The organism is Mycolicibacterium iranicum (assembly GCF_002101705.1).
In the GTDB taxonomy this organism is placed as follows: Bacteria; Actinomycetota; Actinomycetes; order Mycobacteriales; family Mycobacteriaceae; genus Mycobacterium; species Mycobacterium iranicum.
Genome location: NZ_LQPC01000021.1, coordinates 1 through 23,641 on the forward strand (window position 1 = coordinate 1; position 23,641 = coordinate 23,641).

Below are 23,641 nucleotides of genomic sequence, written 5' to 3' on the forward strand. Positions count from 1 at the left end.
GCCTCCCCCACCGCCGTCGGGCGGGATGCCCGGTTACGGCGGAGCCACTCCGCCACCACCCCCGCCCAGCGCACCGGCGTACGCGGGCGGCTATCAGACACCTCCTCCTCCGCCGGGTCCGCCGCCCGGGTGGACCACTCCGGCGCCGTCGGGCGGAGGTTCCGGTGGGTCGAAGGGGCCGATGATCGCGCTGCTCGCAGGCGCAGCGGTCATCGTTCTCGTCCTCGCCGCACTCGGCATCTGGCTGATCGCCAGGGACGACGACTCGTCCTCGGTCGCGTCTTCCACCACGTCCTCGGCAGCGCCGACCACGTCGTCGCGGGAACCCACTCGACGTACCCGCACCTCGACGACGACGCCACCTCCGACGGAGTCCTACGACCAGCAGCTGATGGCCCTGCTCGCCCCCGGCCATGACAGCTCGAACTGCCAGCCGGTCACCCCGCCTGCGGCATCGGCGCTGGCCACGGTCGACTGCGAACAGAACACCAATCCGAACGGGCCGGCCTTCACGCGGTATTCGCTGTTCGCGGACAAGCCAGCACTTGACGCCGCGTTCCAGGCAGCCATCGACGTGAACTCCGAACTGCTGGAGTGCCCGGGCAGTGGCACCGGGTCGCCGACCACGTGGCACTACACCGAGACTCCCGATCAGGTCGCGGGCCAGATCGCGTGCGGCACGTACAACAACAACCCCGACGTCGTGTGGACCAAGGACGAGAGCCTGCTGCTGGCCGATGCGCAGGGACCGAGCCTGGAGGATCTGCACAACTGGTGGCTCGAATTCGGATAGTCCGCGCTACCGTCTGCAGGACCGCAACGTAGCGACGGGCGAAAGGGATCAGATGAAGCGCGTGTTTGTCATTGGCGTCGGTATGACAAAGTTCGAGAAGCCCGGCCGGAGGGAGGGCTGGGACTACCCGGACATGGCGCGCGAGTCGGGTACCAACGCTCTGGCCGACGCCGGTATCGAATACTCGGAGATCCAGCAGGGCTATGTCGGCTACTGCTCCGGCGATTCGACGTCGGGTCAGCGTGCGCTCTACGAGCTGGGCATGACGGGCATCCCGATCGTGAACGTCAACAACAACTGCTCCACGGGCTCGACGGCGCTGTACCTCGGCGCGCAGGCGATCCGCGGCGGCCTGGCGGACTGCGTGCTGGCGCTGGGGTTCGAGAAGATGCAGCCCGGCTCGCTCGGCGGCGGAGCCCAGGATCGCGAATCGCCACTGGCGCGGCACATCAAGGCGCTCGCCGAGATCGACGAGTTCGCATTTCCCGTGGCGCCGTGGATGTTCGGTGCCGCGGGCCGTGAGCACATGAAGAAGTACGGCACCACGGCCGAGCATTTCGCCAAGATCGGCTACAAGAACCACAAGCATTCGGTGAACAACCCGTTCGCCCAGTTCCAGGAGGAGTACACCCTCGACGACATCCTGGCCGCGAAGATGATCTCCGACCCGCTGACCAAACTGCAGTGTTCGCCGACATCGGACGGGTCGGCGGCGGTCGTGCTGGCCAGCGAGGACTACGTGGCGCGCAAAGGTCTGGCCGGGCAGGCCGTCGAGATCGTCGGACAGTCGATGACCACCGACTTCACGTCGACGTTCGACGGCAGTGCCGCCAACATCATCGGTTACGACATGAATGTCAAAGCAGCGCAACAGGTTTACGATCAGTCCGGGCTGGGTCCGCAGGATTTCCAGGTGATCGAACTGCATGACTGCTTTTCGGCGAACGAACTGCTGCTCTACGAAGCCCTCGGGCTGTGCGGCGAGGGCGAGGCGCCGTCCCTCATCGACGCGGGCGACACCACCTACGGCGGTCGATGGGTCGTCAACCCTTCGGGCGGGCTGATCTCGAAGGGCCATCCGCTGGGGGCGACGGGCCTGGCCCAGTGCAGCGAGCTGACGTGGCAGTTGCGCGGCACCGCCGACAAGCGTCAGGTCGACGGGGTCGCCGCCGCGCTGCAGCACAACATCGGGCTGGGTGGGGCCGCGGTCGTCACTGCCTACCAGCGCGCAGAGCGCTGACAGACGTCCCGCGAGCAGACGCAAACTCGCACTCTTTCGGTCGATTCCGTGCGAGTTTGCGTCTGCTCGTCACGGGTGGGTACCTGAGCTGAACTCTTCTCCGCGCAGAAACGTGTCACCAGATGTCGGCGATATATCCGGTGGGTCGGGCTATCGGCAGGAGGTTCGACGTTGCGTTGGGCGTGGACAGTTTCACTCGCGGCGCTCGGTGTGGCGCTGGGCCCGGCGGGCCAGGCGGCCGCCGAGGACCAGAACCCGTGGGTCGTCATCGAGCAGCTTGAGTTGGCCGGCTATACCGTGAATCTCGACCGGATCGGCAACGCTCCGATCGAGGACTGTGTCGTCACCGAAGTGCGAAACCCGCAGCAGGTGACCCAGCCGGTAACCATCATCGATAAGGACAAACACGGTGTCGACATCGACACCGTCGACGTGATCGTCCGACAGTCGATTTCGGTCACCTTGGACTGCACGGGCTGAGCCCTTCGGCGAGCAGACACGAAAAGGCCCGGTCGGCAAGGGGGCCGACCGGGCCTTTCCTACTCGTGCCCTACACCGCCGCAGGGGTTCTCGCCTGCACCGGCTCGTCGGCACGTGAGCCGTGATCCGAGTCGAGCATGGTGAGCTCGTCGAACGGATCATCGCCCGCCAGAACGGAATTCACCTTGCCCTTGTCGATGGTGTGCGTCCAGGATCCGACCAGCAGGGTGGCCACCGCGTTGCCCGAGAAGTTGGTCAGCGCCCGCGCCTCGGACATGAACCGGTCGATTCCGACGATCAGTCCGACGCCGTCGAGCAGGTCGGGGCGGTGGGCCTGCAGGCCGCCGGCCAGGGTGGCCAGACCGGCGCCGGTGACGCCCGCGGCACCCTTGGAGGCGACGATCATGAACACCAGGAGACCGATCTGCTCGGGGATCGACAGCGGGTCGCCGAGCGCACCCGCGATGAACAGTGAGGCCATGGTCAGGTAGATCGCGGTGCCGTCGAGGTTGAACGAATAACCGGTCGGCACGACCACGCCGACAGTCGAGCGGTCGACGCCGAGGTGCTCCATCTTGGCGATCAGGCGGGGCAGCGCGGATTCCGACGACGACGTCGACACGATCAGCAGGTACTCGCGGGCCAGGTAGCGGACGAGCTTGAAGATCGAGATGCCCGACACCAGCCGCAGCAGCGCGCCGAGCACGCCGAAGACGAAGATCGCACAGGTCAGATAGAAGCCGAGCATCAGCGCCATGAGTTGGCCGACGGCCGCCCAACCGGTCTGCCCGACGACGTTGGCGATGGCACCGAACGCACCGATGGGCGCGAGCCACAGGATCATCACCAGCACCTTGAAGACAAGCTTCTGGAGGTGCTCGATGCCGCGCAGGATGGGCGCGCCGGCCGAGCCGAGTCCCTGCAGTGCGAAGCCGACGAGCAGCGCAACGAACAGTGCCTGCAGCACGCTGCCCTCGGTGAGCGCCGAGAACATGGACGTCGGGATGATGCCTTGGACGAAATCCATCAACCCGCCGGCCTCGTGGGCCTTGTCGGCGAGTTCGGCGCCCTTGCCCGCTGTCGCCGAGACGTTCATGCCCTCACCCGGGTGCAGGAGGTTGCCGACCACCAGGCCTATCGCCAGCGCGAACGTTGACATCGCGAGGAAGTAGACGAACGCCAGGCCGCCGACCTTGCCGACGGTGGCCGCCTTGCGGACCGAGCCGATGCCCAACACGATCGTGCAGAAGATGACGGGAGCGATCATCATCTTGATCAGCGCCACGAACATCGTCCCGAGGACGCCGACGCTCTTGCCCACGTCGGGGGCGAGAATGCCGACTCCGACACCGGCGATCACCGCGACGATGACGGCGATGTAGAGCCAGTGGGTGCGGTCGCGCTTCTTCTTGGGCTCTTCGGGCGCCGGCTCAGATGCCGGTCGATCCATCGTGGTCGTCATCGTGGTTCTCCTTCAGACGCGCTCGGTTTTGGGTCTGAAAGGATGCTCGGCGAGGACGTGAGCCAGGTCACGCTTTAGTTCATTTAGTTCGGTAAGTTCACGACCATGGCCGAGGTCGAGAATGTTCACGTCGCGACCGCAAAGGGATTGCTCGCTTGATGCGCTCGCGGCCGTACCCTCTTGGCCGCTCGCGGCTACATCGCTCAGGCCGCTCGCGGCCGTGGTCCCTCGCGACGCAGGCGATCGTGCTCCAGATCCTGGTGATCGCGCTGATCGTGGTGGGCGGCAGCGCTCTCGCGCTGCTCGACGCCCGTCAGGACGCCGACGCGGAGGCCGAGGAGCAAGTGTTGGGTATCGCCACGGCGCTGGCGGATTCGCCGTCCACGGCCGAGGCCATCGAGGCGGGTCGGGCCACCGAGATCCTGCAACCGGTCACCGAACTCGTGCGCCGCAACACCGACATCGCGTTCATCACGATCATGGCGCCTGACCGCACGCGGTTCACCCACACCGATCCCACTCAGATCGGCGGCGCCTACCTCGGCACCATCGAGCCCGCCCTGCGCGGAGAATCGTTCACCGAGGTTTACACCGGGACGCTCGGCCCATCGATCCGCGCCGTCGTGCCGGTGCTCGACGCGGACGGACGGATCGTCGGGTTGGTCGCCGCTGGCATCCTGCAGGAAAGTCTCGCCGACCGGTGGCGTGCGCAGTGGCCGATCATCGCGGCCATCAGCCTTGGTGCACTTGCCGTTTCGCTGATCGGTGTGTGGGGAATCCGGCGCCGCCTACTGCGGCAGACTCATGGCCTCCGACCCGACGAGCTGCGGGTGATGTACGACCACCACGACGCAATTCTGCATTCGGTGTCCGAAGGCCTGATCGTGCTGTCCGAGAAGGAACCCGGCGGTGTGGCGCTGGTGAACGACGAGGCGCGGCGCCTGCTGTCGTTGCCATCGGGCAGCGTCGACCGGTCCGAGCTGCCGGAATTCCTGCGCACGTTCAATCCGGGAGCGCGCGACGAGATTCACGTGACCGACGACCGCGTTCTCGTTGTCAACCGCTCGAGAGTGGAGAACGGGGCGGACGGCTCCGAGGTGGTGACGATCCGCGACCGCACCGAATTGCAGGGCGCGCTGGGCGAACTCAATTCGCTGAAGGTGCTGACGGATTCGTTGCGCGCGCAAGCCCATGAGGCCGCCAACAAGTTGCACACCATCGTGACGATGGTGGAGATGGGCCGCGCGAACGACGCCGTGGCGTTCGCCACGGCTGAACTGGAGCTGTCGCAACATCTTGTGGACCGGCTGTCGGCTGCGGTACGTGAGCCTGCTCTCGTGGCGTTGCTGCTTGGCAAGGCGGCGCAGGCTGACGAGCGAGGCATCGAGTTCACGGTCACCGAGGACACCGAATTGCCCGCCGGATCAGACGAATTGCTGCTGTCCGGCCAGGAACTGGTCACTGTTGTCGGCAACCTCATCGACAACGCGATGGATGCCTGCGACCCAGACGATCCGTGGGTGGAGGTGACCATCCACCAGCACGACGGGACACTGACGATTCGGGTGGCAGACAGCGGAGAGGGCATGGACGCCACGACTTTCGAGAAGGCGATGCGACGGGGATACTCGACGAAATCCGACATCGACGCCGGGCATCACGGGTTGGGCCTGGCGCTGGTGGCGCAGGTCGTCAAGCGCCACGACGGCACGCTCACCGCCGACGTGACGTACGGCTCGATCGTGACGGCCACGGTGATGAAGCCATGATCACGGTGCTGATCGTCGAGGACGAGCCCCTGATCGCCGAGGCGCATCAAACCTATCTTGAACGCCTGCAGGGCTTTTCCGTGGCAGGCGTCGTGCACACCGCGCGCGACGCGATGCGGGTGGTGTCCGAGTCCGCGGCCGGCGAGCAACCCGTCGACCTGGTCCTGCTGGACATCGGCCTCCCCGATGCCAGCGGCATCGCTCTCGCGTCAGCATTGTCGGGTCAGCGACCGGCGCCTGACATCATCGCGATCACGTCGGAGCGGGATCTGGAGATGGTGCGGGCGGCAGTCAGTCATGGCGCGCTCGCATACCTGTTGAAGCCGTTCACGTTCGCCGCGTTCCGGGAACGGCTGGAGCGGTATCAGCGCTATCGCCAGGCCCTGCCTGCAGGCATCGACGCCGCCAGCCAGGCGGAGGTCGACCGTGCGCTGGCCGAGCTCCGCGTGGGATTTGACCGTTCCGCGGCGCCGAAAGGCGCCGCTTCCGGCACGAATGACGAGATCGCCCGCGCAGTAAGAGATTTCACGGACAATCCCGATGGCATCACCGCGGACGAGGTGGCCAAGCACGTCGGGGTGTCGCGCGTGACGGCGTGGCGATACCTCGAGCGGCTCGCCGACGAGGGCACCGTGCGCCGCCACACCGACTACGGCAAAGCGGGGCGGCCGAAGACCCGCTATCAGTGGCGCTGACGCACCGGCGCACCGCGTCCGATCAGACCGTGACCGGCTGACGCTGGATCCGCGGCGGCTCCAGCGCGATCGGATCCGTAGCGAGGAACTGCGAGTAGAGAGTCGCGATGGACGACTCCACCGAGAAAACGCTGAGACCGCCGGCATAGTCGGCGATGTACAACCGCGACCCGTCGCCGTCCTGAGTCACGCACGACGGCCGCGCGTCGACCTTCAGCGAATCGACGATGTCGAGGCTGAGCGTGCAGAGCATCGCGACCCGGTCGTAGTCGACGATGTAGGCGCGCGACTGGTCGCTGCTCATCACCAGCTGCGTGGGCGCACCGGCGAGATTCGTCGTGTCGGTCACGCGCATCGAAGCGAGGTCGACGACGTGCACGGCTCCGCCCACTGCGCGGTCGGAGGTCAGCACGTAGATCGCGTCGCCTGCATGCGCGATGTCGCGGATCGGCGAGCCGACCGCAACCACGCGGCTGACATGCGAGGTCTCGGCGTCGACCACGATCAGCCGGCTGCCGCTCACGTCGGTGACGCCCAAATACAGCCGTTTGCCGTTGGAGTCCACGCGAAGCGCGTCGATGTTGGCTGCAGGCGCGCGGCCGATCTCAACGGTGCCCACCCGCTCGGCGGTGACGTCGATGACCGCGACATCGACCGTGTCCTGTGCGGAACGGCCCGCGTAGACCCGCTTGCCGTCGGGACTGACAGCGAGAGCGGTCACACCGGCGGCCACGGGATAGGTCTTGATGACCGTCTTGGTGTCGAGATCGATCACAGAAACCGCGTCGTGGCTTGACGCCGCGATGCTGACGTAGGCGCGATCGTTGGCGACTGCAACCGCCAATGGCTCACCCTGGAGGGCGATGGTCGCGACGACATCCAGCGTCGTGGCGTCGAGCACCGAAACGCTGTCGTCGCCGGCGTTGGCCATCACGACGACGTCACTGCCCGCCGCGATATCGCCGACGGGGCGGCGGGACACGGCCAGCCGCCGCTCGAGGACGACGTCACTGGCCGCAGTGGTCACAAGCGGCGCATCTGCCACGCGAGAGTCAGCTGTGCGGTTGTGCATCACGTGCCGCTTGGGCATCACAAAGTTTGCCATTTGCCTGGTACCTCCGCCGGTATGACTTCTACCCGGCCTAGAATTTCAGTCATTGCGCCCGCGGTAGGACGCGATCTGAACCGAGTGTAGCGACGCCCAATCAAGGTCAGAACCGCCAAAAAGTGGCGTCAGCAAATAACAGGCCAAAGCTCTCAGGACTTGCTTAGACTATTCCTAGTTATCAATTCGTGACCTTTACGCAGCAATGACCGAACAGCCCGTGAACAGCAGTTTAAGGTGTACAGGCAACCCTCTTGCGGTTGTGTGACAAACACCGCGTCGCCCGAAATTCTTAGCCTTTTTCTTCGGATTGAGGTACAGATCACACCGCGACACGCCAGCAAATTCATGGAAACACACCCTGTTGCGACCCTTGGACGACCTGATCGAGCTGGCGTTCACGCATCGGCGGTGTGTGAAATTCGCTGCGAAGCGATGTTCAGTGCACGCGAAGCTAGGCCGACACGGAACCGAGCACGCTCGCGATCTCCTCCAACGGAATGATTCCCTCAGGATCACAAAGTTTCACCACGCGGGATACCGACGGACTGGGCACCACGCACCACGTCACGTCTTCGCGGGCCAGGTGAGCGCTGATCGCGTACAGCGCAGAAGCGCCGTCGAAGGCCATGAAGTGCACTTCGGTGAGGTCGAGGACGAGCGACGCCGCACCACCCGCCGCTTCACGGACGGTGTGGGCGAAATGCTTGGCGTTGGCCGCATCCACCTCGCCACACACCGAGACCGTGGCTCGCTTGTTCGAGCCACGGCCTTCGGTGCGGCACGCAACTTGCAGCGACGTCGACGCTATCGAGAAATGCCGACTGTCAGCTGACCTGCTGCGGATGGACGTGAGAGCCATTGCAGGCAAACATACCCTGCCAAACGACTTTTACTGCTCGGCTTTTTGACGCTCTTCATTGGCCTTCGCCGCAGCGCGCGCGCTTTCGGCCTCAGCTTCCTTCTTGGCGGCCTCGCGCTGGGCATCGGCCTTGTCCTGCTGTGCCTCGCCCTCGCGCTGAAGGTCGTCGCGGCCGGCGACGACGCCGATGACTTCCTTGGCCTTGCCTTTCACGCCTTCGACCACGCCTTTGACAGCTTCTTCGGGACCTGAATTGTTGTCGCTCACCGGACGCTCCTTCTTCGCGGCTGACACCTTGGGCGAAGCGTCTGTTCCCCTGGCGCAAATTTGCCAAACCAACGGGTGGCCGGAGGCACTCAGTCAGCGCGCAAAGTCGGCAAGGGCCACATCGAGGGTGGAGAACAGTGGAACGTAGTCGGTGAGACCGGTGACTTTGAGTGGGCGACTCGTGGCAGGGCCGTCGGCGACCACTGCGAACTTCGCATCGCCGTCGACCTTCCTCTGCGTCAGGACAAGGACCTGCATCCCGGCTGATCCGAGAAAATCGACGTCGGTCAGGTCGACGATGAGGCCGGCGGGCCTGCGATCGACCGCCGCGTCGATGGCTTCCTGCAGCTTGGGCGCAGTCAACATGTCGACGGCGCCCACTGCCGACACGATCACGACACCATCGATTTGGTGCTCGGTGAATTGCTGCACGTCGCGAGCCTCGTCTCCCTGGGCGCATCCGGGCAATCCCGGACGCGGTTGATCAATGAGGCTGCTTTCTGAACCCGGTGTCGAATGCGCGACAACCGGACACAGGCTATCGAAGTCTCGGACCGGATAATCACACAGACCCGCTCGATCCAGCGGTGCGCCTCGGGCTCGGCTAATTCGCGCCGCCGACGCTTGGGCCACCAAAGCGCACTTCCGGGGGCATCGCTGAATACCCGCCGCACTCGCCGTGCAAATCCCAGGATGTCCGCTCGGCAACCGCTACCATCCGCACAGACATCCCGCAGGAGGCTCCATGCGCGCGCACATCGCTCATCCGACGATCCTCGCTGTCGGCGCTGCAGTGGCTGCTTTCCTCGCCCTCGCGCCGCTTGGGCACGCCACTGATGCCGACTCCCAGTTCCTCGCCGTCGTGACCGAGCTGGGTCTCGAGTTCGGCTCTCCCGAGGAAGCCACCGCCGCCGGCAACAACGTGTGCGACGTCGTCGCCGAAGGCACCGCCAACAACGTCGACCCGGCGCGGATTCGCAGCGACATCGTCAACTCGCTGCTCAGCGAGGGCGTCACCGGTGACCAGGCGACCCGGCTGATGGTGGCCGCGATCGGCGCGTACTGCCCGGTGTACAACGGCGTTCTCGCCGGCTGATCCCGGCCGGGCGGACGGCATCGGGAACGGTCCGCGTTCTCCCGACTTCTCCCTGCAATCTCCACAAAAGCTCCAAGCACTGCCATTCCCCCTCGCGACGATGGTGTCACTCATAAAGTTGCGTTCACGCGGGTGACGCACCAGACCTAGGAGTCACACCATGAAGAAGTTCCTTGCCGCCAGCCTGCTCCCGCTCGGCACTATCGGAGCCGTCCTCGCCTTCGCCGCGCCGGCACATGCCGACAGTGCGTCATCGACCATCAACTCGCTGCGGGCTCAGGGTTACGACGTGAAGGTCAGCCGGGTCGGCAATGCCCCGCTTGAGGAGTGCAGCGTGATCGAGGTGCGCAACCTGCCGGGTGCGCAGCTGCCCTTCACTCTCAACGACGACGACTTCAACGTCTTCACCGTCGTGCCCAAGCAGAAGGTGGCCGTGTCGCTGAATTGCTCGAACTGACGTCGCCTTCGACATGACCTGAGCCGGACGGCCGCCGAACTCGGCGGCCGTCTAGTTTTGGATGCCGTGTCAGCAGCGCCTCGGCCTTCTTTTCCGCGGGGGATGGCGCTGCTGGTGGCGGGGGCGTTGTTCATGGAAATTCTCGACGCCATGATCATCGTCCCGGCGATCCCCGCGATAGCGATGGACTTCGGAGTCGCCGCCATCGACGTCAACGTCGCCATCTCGGCCTACCTGCTCACCGTCGCGGTGCTCATTCCAGCCAGCGGATGGGTCGCCGACAGATTCGGAATCCGGCCGGTGTTCATTTCGGCGATAGCGGTGTTCACGGCGGCGTCGGTGGGCTGCGGGCTGAGCGAGTCGATGTCGATGCTGGTGACGATGCGCGTGCTGCAGGGAGTCGGCGGCGCGATGATGGTCCCGGTCGGGCGACTGGCTGTGTTGCGCTACAGCGCGAAATCCGACCTGGTGCGGGCGATCGCACTGCTCACCTGGCCCGCCCTCACCGCACCCGTCGTCGCCCCGGTCCTCGGTGGGACGATCGCCACGCTCGGATCGTGGCGGTGGATCTTCTTCGTCAACATCCCGATCGGCGTCGCCGGATTGTTTCTCGCGCTCAAGCTGATTCGCGGTGGCCCAGCGCCGGCCGTCCCGCCGTTCGACTGGCGCGGCCAGCTGCTGCTCGGTACAGGTATCGCCGCCGCACTGGTCGCGCTCGAGCAGATCCGGGTGAGTGGAACGGACTGGCTGGTCGTCGGGATCGGCTGTGGTTCGGCGGTCGGCCTGCTGGCCGCGGCGATTCTGCATCTGAGGCGCACCCCCGTGCCCCTGGTTCGACTGTCGGTGCTGCGCGTGCGCTCCTTGCGGATCACGGTGTCGGCGGGCTCGCTCTACCGGCTCGTGATCGCAACGGTGCCTTTTCTGCTGCCCTTGCTATTCCAGCTCGAGTTCGGGTGGTCGGCGCTTTCGGCCGGGTCGATGGTGGCAGCCCTGTTCATCGGCAATCTGACGATCAAGCCGCTCACGACACCGCTGATGCGCCGCTTCGGCATCAAACGGGTGCTGCTGGTCAACGCGATCGTCTCGGTGGGGTGGTTCGGCGTTCTTGCCGCGCTGCAGCCCGGCACCCCCGTCGCGGTGATCGCCGTGGCGTTGTATGTCAGCGGTGCACTTCGTTCCATCGGCTTCACTGCTTACAACAGTCTCGCTTTCGCCGATGTCGACGGCGACGAGCTGACTCATGCCAACACCTTGAACGCGACGGTCCAGGAGCTGGCGTCAGGTGTCGGCATCGCCATCGCCGCACTGCTACTGACGGTTCTGGCGTCGTATGCGTGGACGTTCCTCGCGCTTGGTGCGCTGCTCGCGCTGACGCTCGCCGAGACCCTGCGACTCCCCGGGGATGCCGGGGCTCACGTCAGCGGCAAGCGATGAGGTCCGCCACCCTTGATGATGCTGTAAGGCAACAGTTTTCGAACCGTCACCGACCGCACAGCGGGCACCTAAGTTCGCCACAGTCGCGGCCAACGTCGCACCTCTAACGTCGTCGTTCGCGTGGCAGTCCGCCACGCGAGCGATCGGATTGACGAATGGAGCGATACATGACTTTCACCCGCGCACTGAGCGCATCGGCACTGGCAGGCGGAATTGCATTGGCGGGCCTGGTCTCTGCAAGTCTTGGGACCGCGAGCGCCGCGCCTGGGCAAGCCTGTGGTCAACCGGGCACCCCGGCGTGCCAACCCAACCCGTCGCCGCAGAACAACGACTGGCAGCGCCGCGGCATCGACGCCGGCCGTCAGGACCACCAGCCGTTCATGTATCAGGGGCAGCGCGTCGAGCCGCTGCGGGCCGGCAACGGCGACGGGTGGGGCTTCTGGTTCCTCGGTCGCTGGATCCGGTTGTAGTCCGTAAGGTTCGCTCGCGCGCGCCTCCCGCAAAAGTCTCGACCCGGACTTTAGCCTCGGGGGCGTGACCACCATGTACGAGCCGTCGCTGGCGGAGCTGGACTTCGAGCCCGAAATCCCATGCACCTGCCGCAAATTCTGCGGTCCGCTGGCCCATCCGGCGCAGTGGTGGGTCACGTTGTCGTGCGGTTGCCCGTATCCGATGTGCCAGCGCGCGTTGCGCATCGCCAATCTGCGCCTGAAGGTCCGCTCGCTGACCTGCCGCCATTGCGAGACCGAACAGATCGCGATCCGTTCCGTCGTGGCGATCTGACGTCGCGTTCGCTCATCGGGGCGGGCGCCAGGAGGCGCCGATCTCGATGTCGGCCGGGGTGCCGGGTTCCTCGGCGTCCCGGCCGTCCGTCACCGGGGGTGATGGTTGGGGCCGTAAGACCGCGGGACGCAGCCGTTCGGGCAGCGCCCGCACCATCCCTCCGAGCGCGACGACGACGGCCACCGAGATGGCGCCGATCAGGGCGATCGGCAGGGAGGGGAACAGGTTCTCCAGCAGCATGTAGGCGCCGAAAAGCAGGAACAGTGCCGCTGCCCCGATCTGGATGAGCCGCTCGGGCAGGCGCTTGCCGAGGACGGCGCCGACGATGATGGCGAGCGCATCGGCGGCGACCATGCCCAGCGTCGAACCGATCCACACTCCCAGCCAGTTGTTGTCAGAGGCAAGAGTGACCGTCGCGAGCATCGTCTTGTCGCCGAGCTCGGCCAGCACGAACGCCGACGTGACGACGAAGAATGCCGGAGCGGTGGCCTTTTCGGCCACGGAGGCCTCTTCGTCGGAGAGGCTGTCGCCGCGCAGCGTCCACAGGCCGAAGAAGATGAACATCGCCCCCGCGATGAGGCCGAGCAGATGTGTCGGCAATGCGGCGCCGAGATGGTGGCCGATCGCGACCGACAGCACGTGGACGGCCGTGGTGGCGACGGTGATCGCCGAGAGCACCACCCACCACCGGTACCGCAGCGCGAACATCATCGCGACGAGCTGGGTTTTGTCCCCCAGCTCCGCGACGAATATGACGGCGAAGCTCAACAGCAGCGCGGCGAGCACCGGAACTCCTTGCTCTCGGTGACTGCCGTTCGGAGAATGTGGACACGCCTCCGGCCGGCAGCCCAATTGGTCTGTGCGGCCGAAGGTCTCGCCCACCGGTGCGATGACCGGTTCGGACAACCGGGCTCCGCGGAGCCAGTATGTCGATTGCCGATTGGGGGCTACTCCCCTTCGTTGCAGCCAGCCTACACACGTCAGCCCCACGCGCGCAACTTGCCGGTGTCGAAATGCCATCTCGCACAATAAGTTTGGGGTACTCAACCAGGAAAGTTCGGGTACCCCAAACCCGCAAAGTAGGCTTCCCGAGCGCGGAGAGAGTCCCTGGCGGCCAACCATTGATCCTCATCGGACAGACTGGGCGTGCAACGTTGCGCCATGACCAGAGGAGACCCCGTGCCCGCTGCAGAACGCTATGTCGCCACCCGCGCAGTAGCCGCGTCCGCCCCCGACATCTTCGCCGTGCTGGCGAACCCCTCCCGGCACCAGGACACCGAGCCGACGGATTGGGTACGCGACGCGGTGACGACGGATCCGATCACCGGTACCGGACAGATCTTCGTCATGAACATGTACCTGGATCACATCGGCGGCCACTACGTCATGCACAACCTGGTCACGGTCTTCGATCAGGACCGCAGCATCGCATGGCTGCCGGGCACCGTCGACGCTGACGGCCGGCACAGCGCCCTGGGTTGGTGGTGGCGATACGACCTGGCGCCGAACGCGACCGGCACCGACGTGACACTCACCTACGACTGGAGCGCCACCCCACAGGCTGTGCGCGACCAGCTCGGTGGCCTTCCACCGTTCGGCAGCGAGTTCATCGACCAGTCGCTGGCGAGTTTGGCCCGCTCCGTCGGGGACACGACAGCCTGACCGCGGCTCAGCCCACGGCACCGGCGAAGTATGCGAGCGACCCCGCCGCGAGAAGCAGGAAGGTGACCGGGAAAGCAAGGTTGTGCAGCACTTTCGCCCGAAGGTGCACTGCCACGGCCGCGACGAAGAACGCGGTCAACCCGCTCGCGGCCGCCAACCCCAACCACGGCACGGCGACAAGGCCGAGGAGCAGCCCGAGTGCTCCGGCCAACTTCAGCGATGCCAGATACGGAATCCACCGCGGCGCCACACCGACCTCTGCAGAGTTCGCCATCACGAACGGCGCTCTGGCCAGATCGGCGACAGCGATCCCGGCGTTGGCGAGCGCGCACGCCGCGGTCACCGCCGCCAGCGCTGTCATCGCGGGGCCGTTCACAGCCGGTATTCCATCGGTATGCTCCACACGTTGCCTCCAGTGTCAGCGGTTTTGAGCACTCTCACCCCTCTGACGTTCCGCGGACCGGAAAGGTGACCGATCATGCCCGACACCTCTTTGAGTGCCGGTTTTCTCGCCGAACGCCCCAGGTTGCTGTCGATCGCACACCGAATTCTCGGTTCGATCCACGACGCCGAAGATGCGGTTCAGACGGCGTGGTTGCGAATGCAGACCTCCTCGGGGGTCGCGATCGACAGTGTTCCCGCCTGGCTGACGACCGTCGTGACGAGGGTGTGTATCGATCAGCTCCGCGAGCGCAGCAGGCGCGAGACGCTCGCCGACGCACCCGCGATCCACTCCGACGCGGCGCTGGCCGCCGACGAGGCGTTTCTGCTCCGCGACGATGTATCCCGCGCCCTGATGGTGCTACTGGCGTCGCTGACACCTCCACAACGGGTGGCCTATGTGCTTCACGACTTGTTCGCGGTGCCCTTCGAGCGCATCGCCGAAATCCTCGACACCACACCGGCGAGCGCCAAAAAGCATGCCAGCAGGGCACGCTCGCGGATAGGGCCGAAAGCTCCATCGCCGGCAGAGGTGTCGGTGGGCGCCCGCCACGACGACATCGTGACGGCCTTCCTGCAGGCAGCGGCGGGAGGCGACATGTCACGCATGCTCACGTTGATGGCACCTGACTGCGTGCGCATTGTCGACGCTTCACTGGTTCCGGCAGGGACGGCCGTCACCGTGTCAGGGGCTACGGCGGTCGCCGAGGAGACCCGGCGCTTCGCCGACCGGATCCGAGCGAGCATCCCGATGCGTGTCAATGGCCGCGCGGTCCACGTCATTGCGCCCGGCGGGCACCCGATCGCCGCCATCGACGTCACCGCCGACGCAGGTGTCGTCACGCGCATCACCATCGCGCCGATCTCGACTGCCGACGTGATCGACGCCGTCGCCCGTCAGGTCTGCGAAAAATGAGACTTGTAGACCTGACCGTGCACGCCAACCGTCCGGTCGACCACCTGCGACACGGAAAAGTCTGCCGCCGCAGAGAGATACGCGTACGCGGTGGCTCGGTCCATACCCCTGTCCGTTTCGAGGAAATCGAGCGCATTCACCACCGCGCGGCGCATCGCGACGTCCAGGTCGGTCCCTTGACCTCCGACGGAGCCGTCAGGGTCGGACAAACCGATCGGCACCCATGCATCGGCCGTCTCGGCGAACGGGTAGCGGTAGGCCACCGAGGGCGCATCCCCGGAACCGGGCTTGCACACCGAGAGCCGATAGGTGCCACGAAGCGATCCCTCCATGGCAGTCAGCGCGACTTCACCGTCGCCCATGGCCATGTGTGGGTCCCCCACATAGAACAATGCACCCTCGGCGAACACCGGTAGGTAGAAGGTGGCTCCCTCTCCGAGCAACCGGATGTCGATGTTCCCGCCGCCGACCGTCGGCGGAATGGAATTGGCTGTGGCGGCAGTCGGATCGGTGTCCTGGGAGAACGCCACCCCCATCATTCCCATGAACGGCCGCAGCGGGAATCGCACCTCGGCGGCACCATATCTCATCACACCTTCACCGCCCTCGACAGCGGTGAACGTCGACACATTGCCGTATCGCGTGGGATCGGGATTGGGGCGTCGGTCGGTTCCCACGGGCGGCATCACCTCCGCGAGGCTGATGCCTGCGGGAGAGCCGCCATCTGACGTACGGGCCAGCGCTCCCTTACCATGCCTGCTCGAAACCACTCCGTAGGGCACCCGCGGAATCGCCTGCAGTATATCGATTTTCAGCACATCACCAGGTTGAGCACCCTCGACGAACACCGGTCCGGTGACGATGTGAGGTCCGTCCTTGTCGAAGTTCCTGGGGGTTCGGCGGTAGCCCGCTGCGATGTCGATCGCATCCTGGAGCACCTCGTTCTGCGCGACGCCGTGGGAACCGAAGTACCCGATCGGATCGCGCCCCTGGTCTTCGAGAATGCCCTCGTGACTGACCGCGTCGATGGTAACCGTCTGACCCGAGCCGATCTGCAGGGACGGAGTTGCGTGGACGGTGGGGACATACCCCCACAGCACGGCGTCGGGAGTGGACTGCAGGTAGTGATCGCCGGCCGGTTCCCCTTGGCCGGGTTGCAGGATCGCGAAGTTTGAGGAAGCGGACGAGGGCGACTCGGAGGAAGCGGTCGTTCCCGACTGGCAGGCGGAGACGGTGCCGACGACGCCAGCGCCTGCACTCACTGCGGCAACCGCACGAATGAAGTCCCGTCTCCCGAGTCCCGACCAGAGAGTTTCCGCTGCGAGCCGGGCGGGGTCTGTCATAACAACACCTTTCGACGGGGACGACTACCGACGTAAATTCCCCTTCGGCATTTCCGGCCCGCAACATTCGTGCTACGTCCTCGTTGCCTGATGTCTCACCGCGGTTTCACGCTGGCGACGGTCACGGGCCGCCCGCATTCTGCGCGGTTTTCAGACAATTACTGCGTCAAGGGTTTTCGCAGATTCACCCTGGTGTTGCCCGTGTGCTGTCATAGTCGAGGCAGCGATGCGCCCCACGAGAGGACCGCCATGCCGTCAGCAGATCAGCAGATGTCGTCCCGCCCGTTCTTGCTCACGTCCCGCTTTTTCGCTGTCGCCACGATCGTTGTTGTCGTCGCGCTTTTCGGCACCGCAGGTGCGCTCGTGCAGTCCGGTGAGCTCAAGGAAGTCCACGGCGCCTCGGCCATCGTCCTGCACGTCGTCGCCGGCGGGCTCATGGTCGCGCTGGCAGGGCTTGCCTACAGCCGGGGGCGGGGCTGGTGGAGCGCGGTGGTCGCCTTCGTCATACTTGCTTTCTCGTTCCTGCAAGCAAGTCTCGGCGAGGGATCCACGCTGAGGTTCCACGTGCCCGGCTCGCTGGTGATCGTGCTCGGGACGGCCTGGCTCACGGTGTGGTTGTTCTCCGCGGCCGCAGTAGACGGCAAAGCCCCTAGCACGGCGAAGCGAGTTCCTTGACCAGAACCGCGCGGGTGTACATCAGCTGGAAGCCTCTGCGCTGCACGTTCTTCTGTGACGTCGAACCCGGTGCTGTGGTGACGACGGCGAGGTCGCAACCCGCTGCTGCCGCGTCGTCGAGGCGTGCCGCCAGAAGCGCGGCCTGGACACCTCGCCGCCGGGCCGACGGTACCGTCGCCGCACCTGTGAGTTGGGCGACGCCGTGGGTGATCCTCATGCCGCCGCCGCCGGCGACTGCATCGCCGCAATAGGCGAGGTAAGCCACGGCGCCGGCTTTTTCGAAGTCGCGTTCCGCCTTCGCGATGACGTCGCGGGGGAACTCCTCGTGGCTGGCGACACCGACATCGTCAGGATGAGCGAACCCTTCGACGACGGCGTCGATCCAGGTGTCGATGTCGGCCGGACCACCTCGACGAACACTGATCCCGCCGCTCGTGGCGCCCGCCGCCGAGGCGGGCAACGCCTGTCCGAGGACGTTCTCGAATCCGACCAGTCGGTAGCCGCGTGAAGTCAGAAGCGCCGCGACGTCCGGATCCGCGAGATTCGAAAGCTCCACCTGAATGTGGACACCAAGCTTCCCGAGAGTCTTTTCGACCTCGTCCAGAGTCGCAGGGTCAACGGCTCCGGCGAATCCGAGGCCGACGACCTTGTTCATCGGCGAGTCCGCATCTGCGGCGCAGGCGAACCCGCCGCCGATCGGCATCGTCACGCCCCATGCTCCGCGTGCTCGTGCCGCTTCGGTCGCGGCGACGATCAGTGCGGCTTCGGCAGCCTCGATGCGGCGGGCCACGTCGGTGCCACAGAACATTGGCGTCGCAGTCACGCGAACAATTGTGTTTCACGACGCCTCGATCGGAGAACCTATTTTCCATCCACCCACCGATGACGCTTGGAGGCTTCCGCCGTGGACCAGAACGACTCCCCACCCGCCACCCCGAAGGACGCCACTGAGAGCACCCAGGAGCAGCGCGAACTTCAGCAGAAGCTGGAACACACAGACGATGATCCGGACGCCCCAGCGCGGACCCAGACCTATCGTCAGATTCCGGACGAGGCCTGACGAGGCCCAGCCTCAGCAAATTGTGATGTGCTGCACTAGCCTCGAATGCTCCCGTCGTCGATGCACTTTCGTTTGCCGCAGCAGCCAGAATTTTTCCTAAGCAATAATTTCGCTTTACGGATAATTGATCTGCGACTTTCCGACGGCGACAGCAGTTCACACCTGTGAGGTCGCGGCGTTGACGAACCAGACTTTCGGGTCCTTTCCCAAAACGCCGACCGGTGTCGCCAGGCGCAAAATTATCTTTACAGTTAATAGCAGCCGAAGGACGCTTTACCCCGGAGCAGGTGCGTCGACGATGGTCGATTCGGTAGCCCCTCGGTGCCATCGTGACGTCGAGACACACATTGCGACTTCACTCGACACGTTCGACACAAACGGTCGTTTCATATTTGGTACCTAATCACATGATTGTCGTTCGTGATTATTGGCTCCGACTCTGCATCTTTTCGTCGCGCGGATTTCATCGAACTGGCGCTAAGGTTCCGCTGTGCGGCGTACCGTATCGCCGTCAGCAAATCATCGAGGAGGGACGCGCATGCGCGGCAGGATCATTTTCACAGCGGGTGTCGCCGCTGCCGGGCTCGCTACGGCGCTGGCGGCACCGGCTCTCGCTCAGGACACCAACGAGGTCTTCATCTCCGCACTAGAGAGCCAGGGCATTCCGTTCTCCAGTGCCGAGAACGCCATCGAGCTGGCGCAAGCGGTGTGCGAATACGCGGCCGCCGGGCAGGACAAGACCCAGATTGCGATCGAGATCATGGAGCCCGCGGGCTGGACACCCGAGCAGAGCGGCTTCTTCGTCGGCGCCGCGACGCAGTCCTACTGCCCGTAGGAATCTCACGAGGCACACGACGGTACGACCCCGCAGACGGACGCTGACGTCGGCGGGGTCGTGCCGATCCCATCCGGCGGCGAAGATGCGCGCCGCTTTTGAGAAATGACGGCCGGCTGGCCGGACCCGTCAGACCCGCAAAGCGGTGAACGGTTCAAAAGGCAGGATTCGCAAGACAAACCACACGACGACGACGCCGAGTGTCACGGACGCGGCCAACCGGTGGTGTTGCCAGGAGCTTATGTGGCGGTCGACGATACGACTGTAGGTCCACATGGCGAACGCCACCAGGAGAAAGCCCAGCGCCACGATCGCAAGGGCATTGAAGCGCACCGCGGACATGACGTCGCCGTGAAGTAGCGAATAGATCGCGCGCAACGTCCCGCATCCGGGACAGTCAATGCCGAGAAGGGATTTCGTCGGACACGTCGGGAGTATTCCGCCAGGGGTCGTAGGATCCGCGACCCACACCAAGACACACACACCTGCCGCCGCAGCGCCCACGAGGAGTGGGCCACCGAGGCGAGCAGGGGCGGATGTACTGACCGGCAAGGCGATCAGTACGACGTCGAGGTATCGAAGTCCATGCTGAGGGCGCCGACGGCGATCAAGATGCCGTAGATGATGACGAAGATGACCCAGGCGACCACGCTCCAGATGGCCCACTTCTTCGCTGCCGCAGCCGAAGCCTGCGCCTCTGCGTAACGGCCCTGCGCCCAGAGACCGTTCACCTGAGCGGCTTTGACGATCGACACGATACCGAACGGCAGACAGCAGAAGATCGTCGTCAGGATGCCCAGAACCAGGTTGTTGCTCGGCTGGGGGCCTGCTGGTTGCGGAGGGGGCATCCCACCGCCACCGGGAGGAGGCGGTGGGGGGTAGTTACCGGGCGGCGGTTGCGTCATGTCGAATCTCCTCAAAGACCAAGTAGTAGCTCAAAAAAGCGAGCTAAGGGTACCCGACAAGATCAGCACAGGAGTGGCAAATCCGCAGTGTTCAGAGATTTTTCCCGAGTATTCACTCGGCAGACGAGCTCACCTGGGTGATCCTCGTCGGTTCACCGACGTCTAGGTAGCCCGCAGGAGCCGAACCAGCAACGCACTCAACGCTACTCGCGATCGTTGCCGCCCCTCTGGTTCGGATCCTGTTCCGCCGGCATTCGTTTGCGCAGGCTGTCGTAGATCGGTACCGACCCCAGAGCCCGAGCAGTCAGGAGGGCCGACACCGTGGCTGCGACAGCCGGAATCGCCACCGATGTCGTCGCCGTCATCTCGATAACGATGGCGATTCCGGTCAGCGGAGCTCGGACCGAAGCGCCGAAAAACGCTGTCATACCGACGATCGCCATCGGAATCGCCAGGAAGGTCGTGTCGTCGGGCCACACCGCGGCGAAGCCTCCGGTGAAGACGAAACCCCATAACGCGCCGAGTGCCAACAGCGGGGCGAACAGTCCGCCCGGCACCGCCGCCGAATAGCTCAGCGGACCACTGAAGAACCGCGCCGCAAGCAATCCCACCGCCGTCCACAGCACGAACTGATGTCCATCGAGGATCATCTGCGTAAGGGCGTCCCCGTCGCCCACCGTCAGCGGTGCCACACACAGCGCCGCGCCTATCACGGCCCCGATCGCCGTCGCCTTCAGCGGCGCTGGGATCTTCGGCAGCGCGGCGACATGGTCGCCCAGCCACAGCACCACAACGTTGTAGCCGGCACCGAGGACGCCGGTGAGCACCCCGAAGACGACGAAGAGCGGGAGCCACGCCAGCTCCGGTGCGGCAACGCGACCCACCTCGAAATCGGGATGATTGCCCAGCAGGAGGCGAGATACGACGATCGCGGCCGTGGCGGCGAGAACGGTGGGCAGCACGATGCGCAGCCGCAGCGACTTCGTCACCTCTTCGAGCGTGAACAGCACCCCGGCTATCGGGGCATTGAACGCGACGGCAAGACCCGCGCCCGCGAGCGCGACCTCGACTGAGCGCGCATCGCGGTCGTGCATCCTGGCTCGCCGCGCCGCCTCGGCGCCGACTGCAGCCCCCATGTGGACCGTCGGCCCTTCCCGTCCCAGGACCAGACCCGCGCCGATCGCCAGCACACCACCGACGAACCGCGCCGGGAGCACACTGATCCGCGGCGGACGTGCTTCACCGAGGAAGACGGCCTCGACATGCGGGATGCCGCTGCCCACAGCCTGGGGTTCCCACCGCACCAACAGGGCCGCGATGGTCGCGCAGATGGCTGCTGCGGCGATCGGGATCAGCCAGCCCGGTCCGGGCAGTCGCAGGGCCCATTCGACGAGGTCGGCGCGCACGCCCTCGGCTGCTTGGAGGCACCAGCGGAAGGCGGCGCCGACGACACCGAAGACAGACCCCGCAACAGTGGCAGCGAGGCAGACGAGCGCGGTGGCGCGCAGACGACCTCCGTCACTACCGTGGCGAACAGGCACGGGTTGTCGTTCTCCTTCACCACTGGACGGCCGGGCCTACAGTCTGGCGCATCAGTGAACCGTCGTGTCCGAGCATCGGAGGCCTAACCGTGAACAGCACACCACCGGGCCCGGAACCGGACTATCCGCAGATGGCGGCGACCCGCGGACGCATCGAGCCGGTCCCGCGCCGGGTCAGGGGGTTCCTCGGTCACCAACTGGTGTTCGACACCACGTCGGCGCGCTACGTCTGGGAGGTTCCGTACTACCCGCAGTACTACGTCCCCGTGGCCGACGTCGTGCCCGGCCTGCTGCGCGACGAGGGTCATCCGCAACGGGTCCAGTTCGGCCCGTCGCGCACGTTCTCGTTGGTCGGTGCCGGCGGCACGGCGACATCGGCGGCACGGGTATTCGACGCGGGTGACAGCCCGGTGGCCGGCTTGGTGAAGTTCGAGTGGAATGCGCTGAGCTGGTTCGAAGAGGACGAGCCGATCTACGGGCATCCGCGCAATCCCTACGCGCGCGTCGATGCGCTGCGCTCACACCGCCATGTCACCGTCACGCTCGACGGGGTCACCCTCGCCGACACCCACAGCCCCGTCATGGTCTTCGAAACCGGTTTGCCGACAAGGTATTACATCGATCGCACCGACGTCGCGTTCGAACACCTGCTGCCGACCGACACACAGACCCTCTGCCCTTACAAGGGAGTGACGTCGCAGTATTGGTCGGTACGGGTCGATGACACGGTGCATCAGGACCTCGCCTGGACGTACGAGACGCCGCTGCTGGCGGTCGCTCCGATCGCCAACCTGGTCGCGTTCTACAACGAGAAGGTCGACATCACCGTCGACGGCGTCGAGGCGGGCCGGCCCAGGACCCACTTCGGCTAACGGCGATCGGTGATGTCGGCGTATTCGGGGTGTTTGTCGATGTACTCGGCGACCATCCAGCAGGTCGGGACGATGCGAAGCCCTTCGGCGCGCGTGGCGCGCAGCGCTTCGGCGACGAGAATGGTAGCCAGGCCGCGACCCTGGAATTCGGGGTTCACCTCGGTGTGCGGGAAGACCCGTCTGCCGTCACCGTCGTGGAAATCGGCGAGGCCGACGGTGCGACCCTCGACCGCGATGACGAATCGCCCCGGTTCTCGCGACACGGTCGTCGCGGCACCTGTGCGGTCAGGAGGCGTCTGAGAGCTCATCACCCCACGATAGATGTGTCGTGATCCCGAATGAAAAGCCTTCGTGGGTAAGTCGTTACTGCTTGTAGAACTTGTACCAGGCAGTGATGTAGATGCCCATGGCCGATACGAGCGCGATGAGAACCCGCGCTGTCAGGAATCTAGCGCCACCACCACGTATTTCCGCGCAACCAGCAGACCGCCGCGTCCGGCAATCTTGCCTTGGGCAATCGAGTGGTCGCGCGGACACCAGCGGCGGCGGTGACCTGAGATGCCACCCGGGATCACGCGTTGGATCGGCTCGTCCGAGAGGCGGCGCGTTCGGCGGTGACGAGGTCGACGACATCTCCGACATCGACGGTGACGATGTCGTCGTGCTGCGGCGCGGTGAAGGGCAGGCGTAACAGACCGTAGAAGTCGCCGGTGTCGACGAAGGTATGCGCCCGGGCGAACAGCGGGTGCACGTCGAATACCCGCACCCGCAGCTTCTCCCGTCTGAGTCTGCCCAACTCCCTCCCTGATTCGGGATCGGTGATCACCGGACCGGTTCGGGAGTAGACGGCGAAGACCATGCCCGGCGTGACTCCTGATTCGGCGCCGCGATTGATGACGAGCGTGTAGTCGTCTTCGATCATGGCGACCTGTCCGGACATCGTTTGCT

29 protein-coding genes and 1 pseudogene are annotated in these 23,641 nt (G+C 65.3%); 16 read left to right on the forward strand and 14 right to left on the reverse strand.

The genetic code is table 11. The features are described 5' to 3' along the window. The 3 genes and pseudogenes from AWC12_RS06765 to AWC12_RS06775 all read left to right on the forward strand — a co-directional run. Positions 1-793 (forward strand): annotated as a pseudogene (locus AWC12_RS06765) (serine/threonine-protein kinase); the annotation flags it as partial. Between the two features lie 52 nt (positions 794-845). Continuing rightward, positions 846-2,033 carry a lipid-transfer protein gene (locus tag AWC12_RS06770; protein WP_085173164.1) on the forward strand — a complete coding sequence of 396 codons (1,188 nt, stop codon included), beginning with the start codon at positions 846-848 and terminating at the stop codon, positions 2,031-2,033. Between the two features lie 171 nt (positions 2,034-2,204). Then, complete coding sequence (locus tag AWC12_RS06775; protein ID WP_024444518.1) at positions 2,205-2,513, forward strand: hypothetical protein; 309 nt, start codon at positions 2,205-2,207, stop codon at positions 2,511-2,513. A 70-nt stretch (positions 2,514-2,583) separates the two neighbouring features. Here AWC12_RS06775 and AWC12_RS06780 read toward each other — a convergent pair whose 3' ends face one another. Then, a complete protein-coding gene (locus AWC12_RS06780; protein ID WP_085173166.1) occupies positions 2,584-3,975 on the reverse strand; it encodes a cation:dicarboxylate symporter family transporter in 1,392 nt (463 codons plus the stop codon). 158 nt (positions 3,976-4,133) lie between these two features. Here AWC12_RS06780 and AWC12_RS06785 point away from each other — a divergent pair, with 158 nt between their 5' ends. Together AWC12_RS06785 and AWC12_RS06790 are read left to right on the forward strand one after the other, a co-directional pair. Further along, positions 4,134-5,744 carry a sensor histidine kinase gene (locus AWC12_RS06785; protein ID WP_085173168.1) on the forward strand — a complete coding sequence of 537 codons (1,611 nt, stop codon included), beginning with the start codon at positions 4,134-4,136 and terminating at the stop codon, positions 5,742-5,744. Beyond that, the gene (locus tag AWC12_RS06790; RefSeq protein WP_024444521.1) at positions 5,741-6,439 is read left to right on the forward strand and encodes a response regulator; all 699 of its coding nucleotides are present in this window, start codon (positions 5,741-5,743) and stop codon (positions 6,437-6,439) included. The genes AWC12_RS06785 and AWC12_RS06790 overlap by 4 nt, the downstream gene beginning before the upstream one ends. Positions 6,440-6,461: 22 nt before the next feature. On the opposite strand, the gene AWC12_RS06795 is transcribed toward AWC12_RS06790, so the two are convergent. The 4 genes from AWC12_RS06795 to AWC12_RS06810 form a co-directional block, all read right to left on the reverse strand. Continuing rightward, the gene (locus tag AWC12_RS06795; protein WP_085173170.1) at positions 6,462-7,544 is read right to left on the reverse strand and encodes an MmpL3/TtfA transport complex stabilizer; all 1,083 of its coding nucleotides are present in this window, start codon (positions 7,542-7,544) and stop codon (positions 6,462-6,464) included. A gap of 454 nt (positions 7,545-7,998) precedes the next feature. Next, on the reverse strand, positions 7,999-8,406 hold the full coding sequence (locus AWC12_RS06800) for an STAS domain-containing protein (protein ID WP_024444523.1): 408 nt from the start codon (positions 8,404-8,406) through the stop codon (positions 7,999-8,001). Between the two features lie 30 nt (positions 8,407-8,436). Further along, on the reverse strand, positions 8,437-8,673 hold the full coding sequence (gene mbp1 / locus AWC12_RS06805; RefSeq protein WP_024444524.1) for a microaggregate-binding protein 1: 237 nt from the start codon (positions 8,671-8,673) through the stop codon (positions 8,437-8,439). 93 nt (positions 8,674-8,766) lie between these two features. Continuing rightward, positions 8,767-9,105 (reverse strand): STAS domain-containing protein, encoded by a 339-nt coding sequence (locus tag AWC12_RS06810; protein WP_024444525.1) that lies wholly within the window; start codon positions 9,103-9,105, stop codon positions 8,767-8,769. 313 nt (positions 9,106-9,418) lie between these two features. Here AWC12_RS06810 and AWC12_RS06815 point away from each other — a divergent pair, with 313 nt between their 5' ends. The 5 genes from AWC12_RS06815 (at position 9,419) to AWC12_RS06835 (ending at position 12,443) form a co-directional block, all read left to right on the forward strand. Further along, on the forward strand, positions 9,419-9,769 hold the full coding sequence (locus AWC12_RS06815; protein WP_024444526.1) for a DUF732 domain-containing protein: 351 nt from the start codon (positions 9,419-9,421) through the stop codon (positions 9,767-9,769). A gap of 160 nt (positions 9,770-9,929) precedes the next feature. Further along, positions 9,930-10,226, forward strand: coding sequence for a DUF2059 domain-containing protein (locus AWC12_RS06820; RefSeq protein ID WP_085173172.1), 297 nt, complete (start codon positions 9,930-9,932; stop codon positions 10,224-10,226). A gap of 102 nt (positions 10,227-10,328) precedes the next feature. Continuing rightward, positions 10,329-11,660, forward strand: coding sequence for an MFS transporter (locus tag AWC12_RS06825; protein ID WP_024444528.1), 1,332 nt, complete (start codon positions 10,329-10,331; stop codon positions 11,658-11,660). Positions 11,661-11,827: 167 nt separating this feature from the next. Further along, positions 11,828-12,130 carry a hypothetical protein gene (locus AWC12_RS06830; protein ID WP_024444529.1) on the forward strand — a complete coding sequence of 101 codons (303 nt, stop codon included), beginning with the start codon at positions 11,828-11,830 and terminating at the stop codon, positions 12,128-12,130. A 73-nt stretch (positions 12,131-12,203) separates the two neighbouring features. Further along, positions 12,204-12,443, forward strand: coding sequence for a hypothetical protein (locus tag AWC12_RS06835; RefSeq protein WP_036463862.1), 240 nt, complete (start codon positions 12,204-12,206; stop codon positions 12,441-12,443). A 12-nt stretch (positions 12,444-12,455) separates the two neighbouring features. Here the strand turns inward: AWC12_RS06835 and AWC12_RS06840 are convergent, their stop codons facing one another. After that, on the reverse strand, positions 12,456-13,229 hold the full coding sequence (locus AWC12_RS06840; RefSeq protein ID WP_085173174.1) for a TMEM165/GDT1 family protein: 774 nt from the start codon (positions 13,227-13,229) through the stop codon (positions 12,456-12,458). 375 nt (positions 13,230-13,604) lie between these two features. Here AWC12_RS06840 and AWC12_RS06845 point away from each other — a divergent pair, with 375 nt between their 5' ends. Further along, entirely contained in the window at positions 13,605-14,105 is a 501-nt protein-coding gene (locus AWC12_RS06845) for an SRPBCC family protein (RefSeq protein WP_085173175.1), read from the forward strand. Between the two features lie 7 nt (positions 14,106-14,112). Here AWC12_RS06845 and AWC12_RS06850 read toward each other — a convergent pair whose 3' ends face one another. Then, positions 14,113-14,481 (reverse strand): DoxX family protein, encoded by a 369-nt coding sequence (locus AWC12_RS06850; RefSeq protein WP_412093719.1) that lies wholly within the window; start codon positions 14,479-14,481, stop codon positions 14,113-14,115. Between the two features lie 102 nt (positions 14,482-14,583). On the opposite strand from AWC12_RS06850, the gene AWC12_RS06855 reads away from it, so the two are divergent. Next, a complete protein-coding gene (locus AWC12_RS06855; protein WP_085173177.1) occupies positions 14,584-15,462 on the forward strand; it encodes a sigma-70 family RNA polymerase sigma factor in 879 nt (292 codons plus the stop codon). On the opposite strand, the gene AWC12_RS06860 is transcribed toward AWC12_RS06855, so the two are convergent. Next, positions 15,444-16,805, reverse strand: coding sequence for an acetamidase/formamidase family protein (locus tag AWC12_RS06860; RefSeq protein WP_085173179.1), 1,362 nt, complete (start codon positions 16,803-16,805; stop codon positions 15,444-15,446). The two genes, AWC12_RS06855 and AWC12_RS06860, sit on opposite strands and share 19 nt — an antisense overlap. A gap of 249 nt (positions 16,806-17,054) precedes the next feature. Here AWC12_RS06860 and AWC12_RS06865 point away from each other — a divergent pair, with 249 nt between their 5' ends. Next, positions 17,055-17,480, forward strand: a complete 426-nt coding sequence (locus AWC12_RS06865) for a hypothetical protein (protein WP_024444536.1) — start codon at positions 17,055-17,057, stop codon at positions 17,478-17,480. On the opposite strand, the gene AWC12_RS06870 is transcribed toward AWC12_RS06865, so the two are convergent. Further along, the gene (locus AWC12_RS06870) at positions 17,455-18,288 is read right to left on the reverse strand and encodes a GNAT family N-acetyltransferase (protein ID WP_024444537.1); all 834 of its coding nucleotides are present in this window, start codon (positions 18,286-18,288) and stop codon (positions 17,455-17,457) included. The genes AWC12_RS06865 and AWC12_RS06870 overlap by 26 nt on opposite strands. A gap of 96 nt (positions 18,289-18,384) precedes the next feature. Here AWC12_RS06870 and AWC12_RS31005 point away from each other — a divergent pair, with 96 nt between their 5' ends. Continuing rightward, on the forward strand, positions 18,385-18,540 hold the full coding sequence (locus tag AWC12_RS31005; RefSeq protein ID WP_162834970.1) for a hypothetical protein: 156 nt from the start codon (positions 18,385-18,387) through the stop codon (positions 18,538-18,540). 538 nt (positions 18,541-19,078) lie between these two features. Beyond that, positions 19,079-19,375, forward strand: a complete 297-nt coding sequence (locus AWC12_RS06875; protein ID WP_024444538.1) for a DUF732 domain-containing protein — start codon at positions 19,079-19,081, stop codon at positions 19,373-19,375. A gap of 129 nt (positions 19,376-19,504) precedes the next feature. Here AWC12_RS06875 and AWC12_RS06880 read toward each other — a convergent pair whose 3' ends face one another. The 3 genes from AWC12_RS06880 to AWC12_RS06890 all read right to left on the reverse strand — a co-directional run bounded on the left by AWC12_RS06880 (position 19,505) and on the right by AWC12_RS06890 (position 21,821). After that, positions 19,505-19,927, reverse strand: coding sequence for a DUF2752 domain-containing protein (locus AWC12_RS06880; RefSeq protein WP_234813860.1), 423 nt, complete (start codon positions 19,925-19,927; stop codon positions 19,505-19,507). 5 nt (positions 19,928-19,932) lie between these two features. Further along, complete coding sequence (locus tag AWC12_RS06885) at positions 19,933-20,280, reverse strand: CD225/dispanin family protein (protein ID WP_085173183.1); 348 nt, start codon at positions 20,278-20,280, stop codon at positions 19,933-19,935. A 203-nt stretch (positions 20,281-20,483) separates the two neighbouring features. Beyond that, positions 20,484-21,821 (reverse strand): H(+)/Cl(-) exchange transporter ClcA, encoded by a 1,338-nt coding sequence (locus tag AWC12_RS06890; protein WP_234813861.1) that lies wholly within the window; start codon positions 21,819-21,821, stop codon positions 20,484-20,486. A 131-nt stretch (positions 21,822-21,952) separates the two neighbouring features. Here AWC12_RS06890 and AWC12_RS06895 point away from each other — a divergent pair, with 131 nt between their 5' ends. Then, positions 21,953-22,693 (forward strand): DUF427 domain-containing protein, encoded by a 741-nt coding sequence (locus AWC12_RS06895; RefSeq protein WP_085173231.1) that lies wholly within the window; start codon positions 21,953-21,955, stop codon positions 22,691-22,693. Here the strand turns inward: AWC12_RS06895 and AWC12_RS06900 are convergent. Then, a complete protein-coding gene (locus tag AWC12_RS06900) occupies positions 22,690-23,001 on the reverse strand; it encodes a GNAT family N-acetyltransferase (protein ID WP_085173185.1) in 312 nt (103 codons plus the stop codon). The genes AWC12_RS06895 and AWC12_RS06900 overlap by 4 nt on opposite strands. Positions 23,002-23,264: 263 nt before the next feature. After that, on the reverse strand, positions 23,265-23,633 hold the full coding sequence (locus AWC12_RS06905; RefSeq protein WP_085173233.1) for a hypothetical protein: 369 nt from the start codon (positions 23,631-23,633) through the stop codon (positions 23,265-23,267). Positions 23,634-23,641 lie beyond the last annotated feature (8 nt).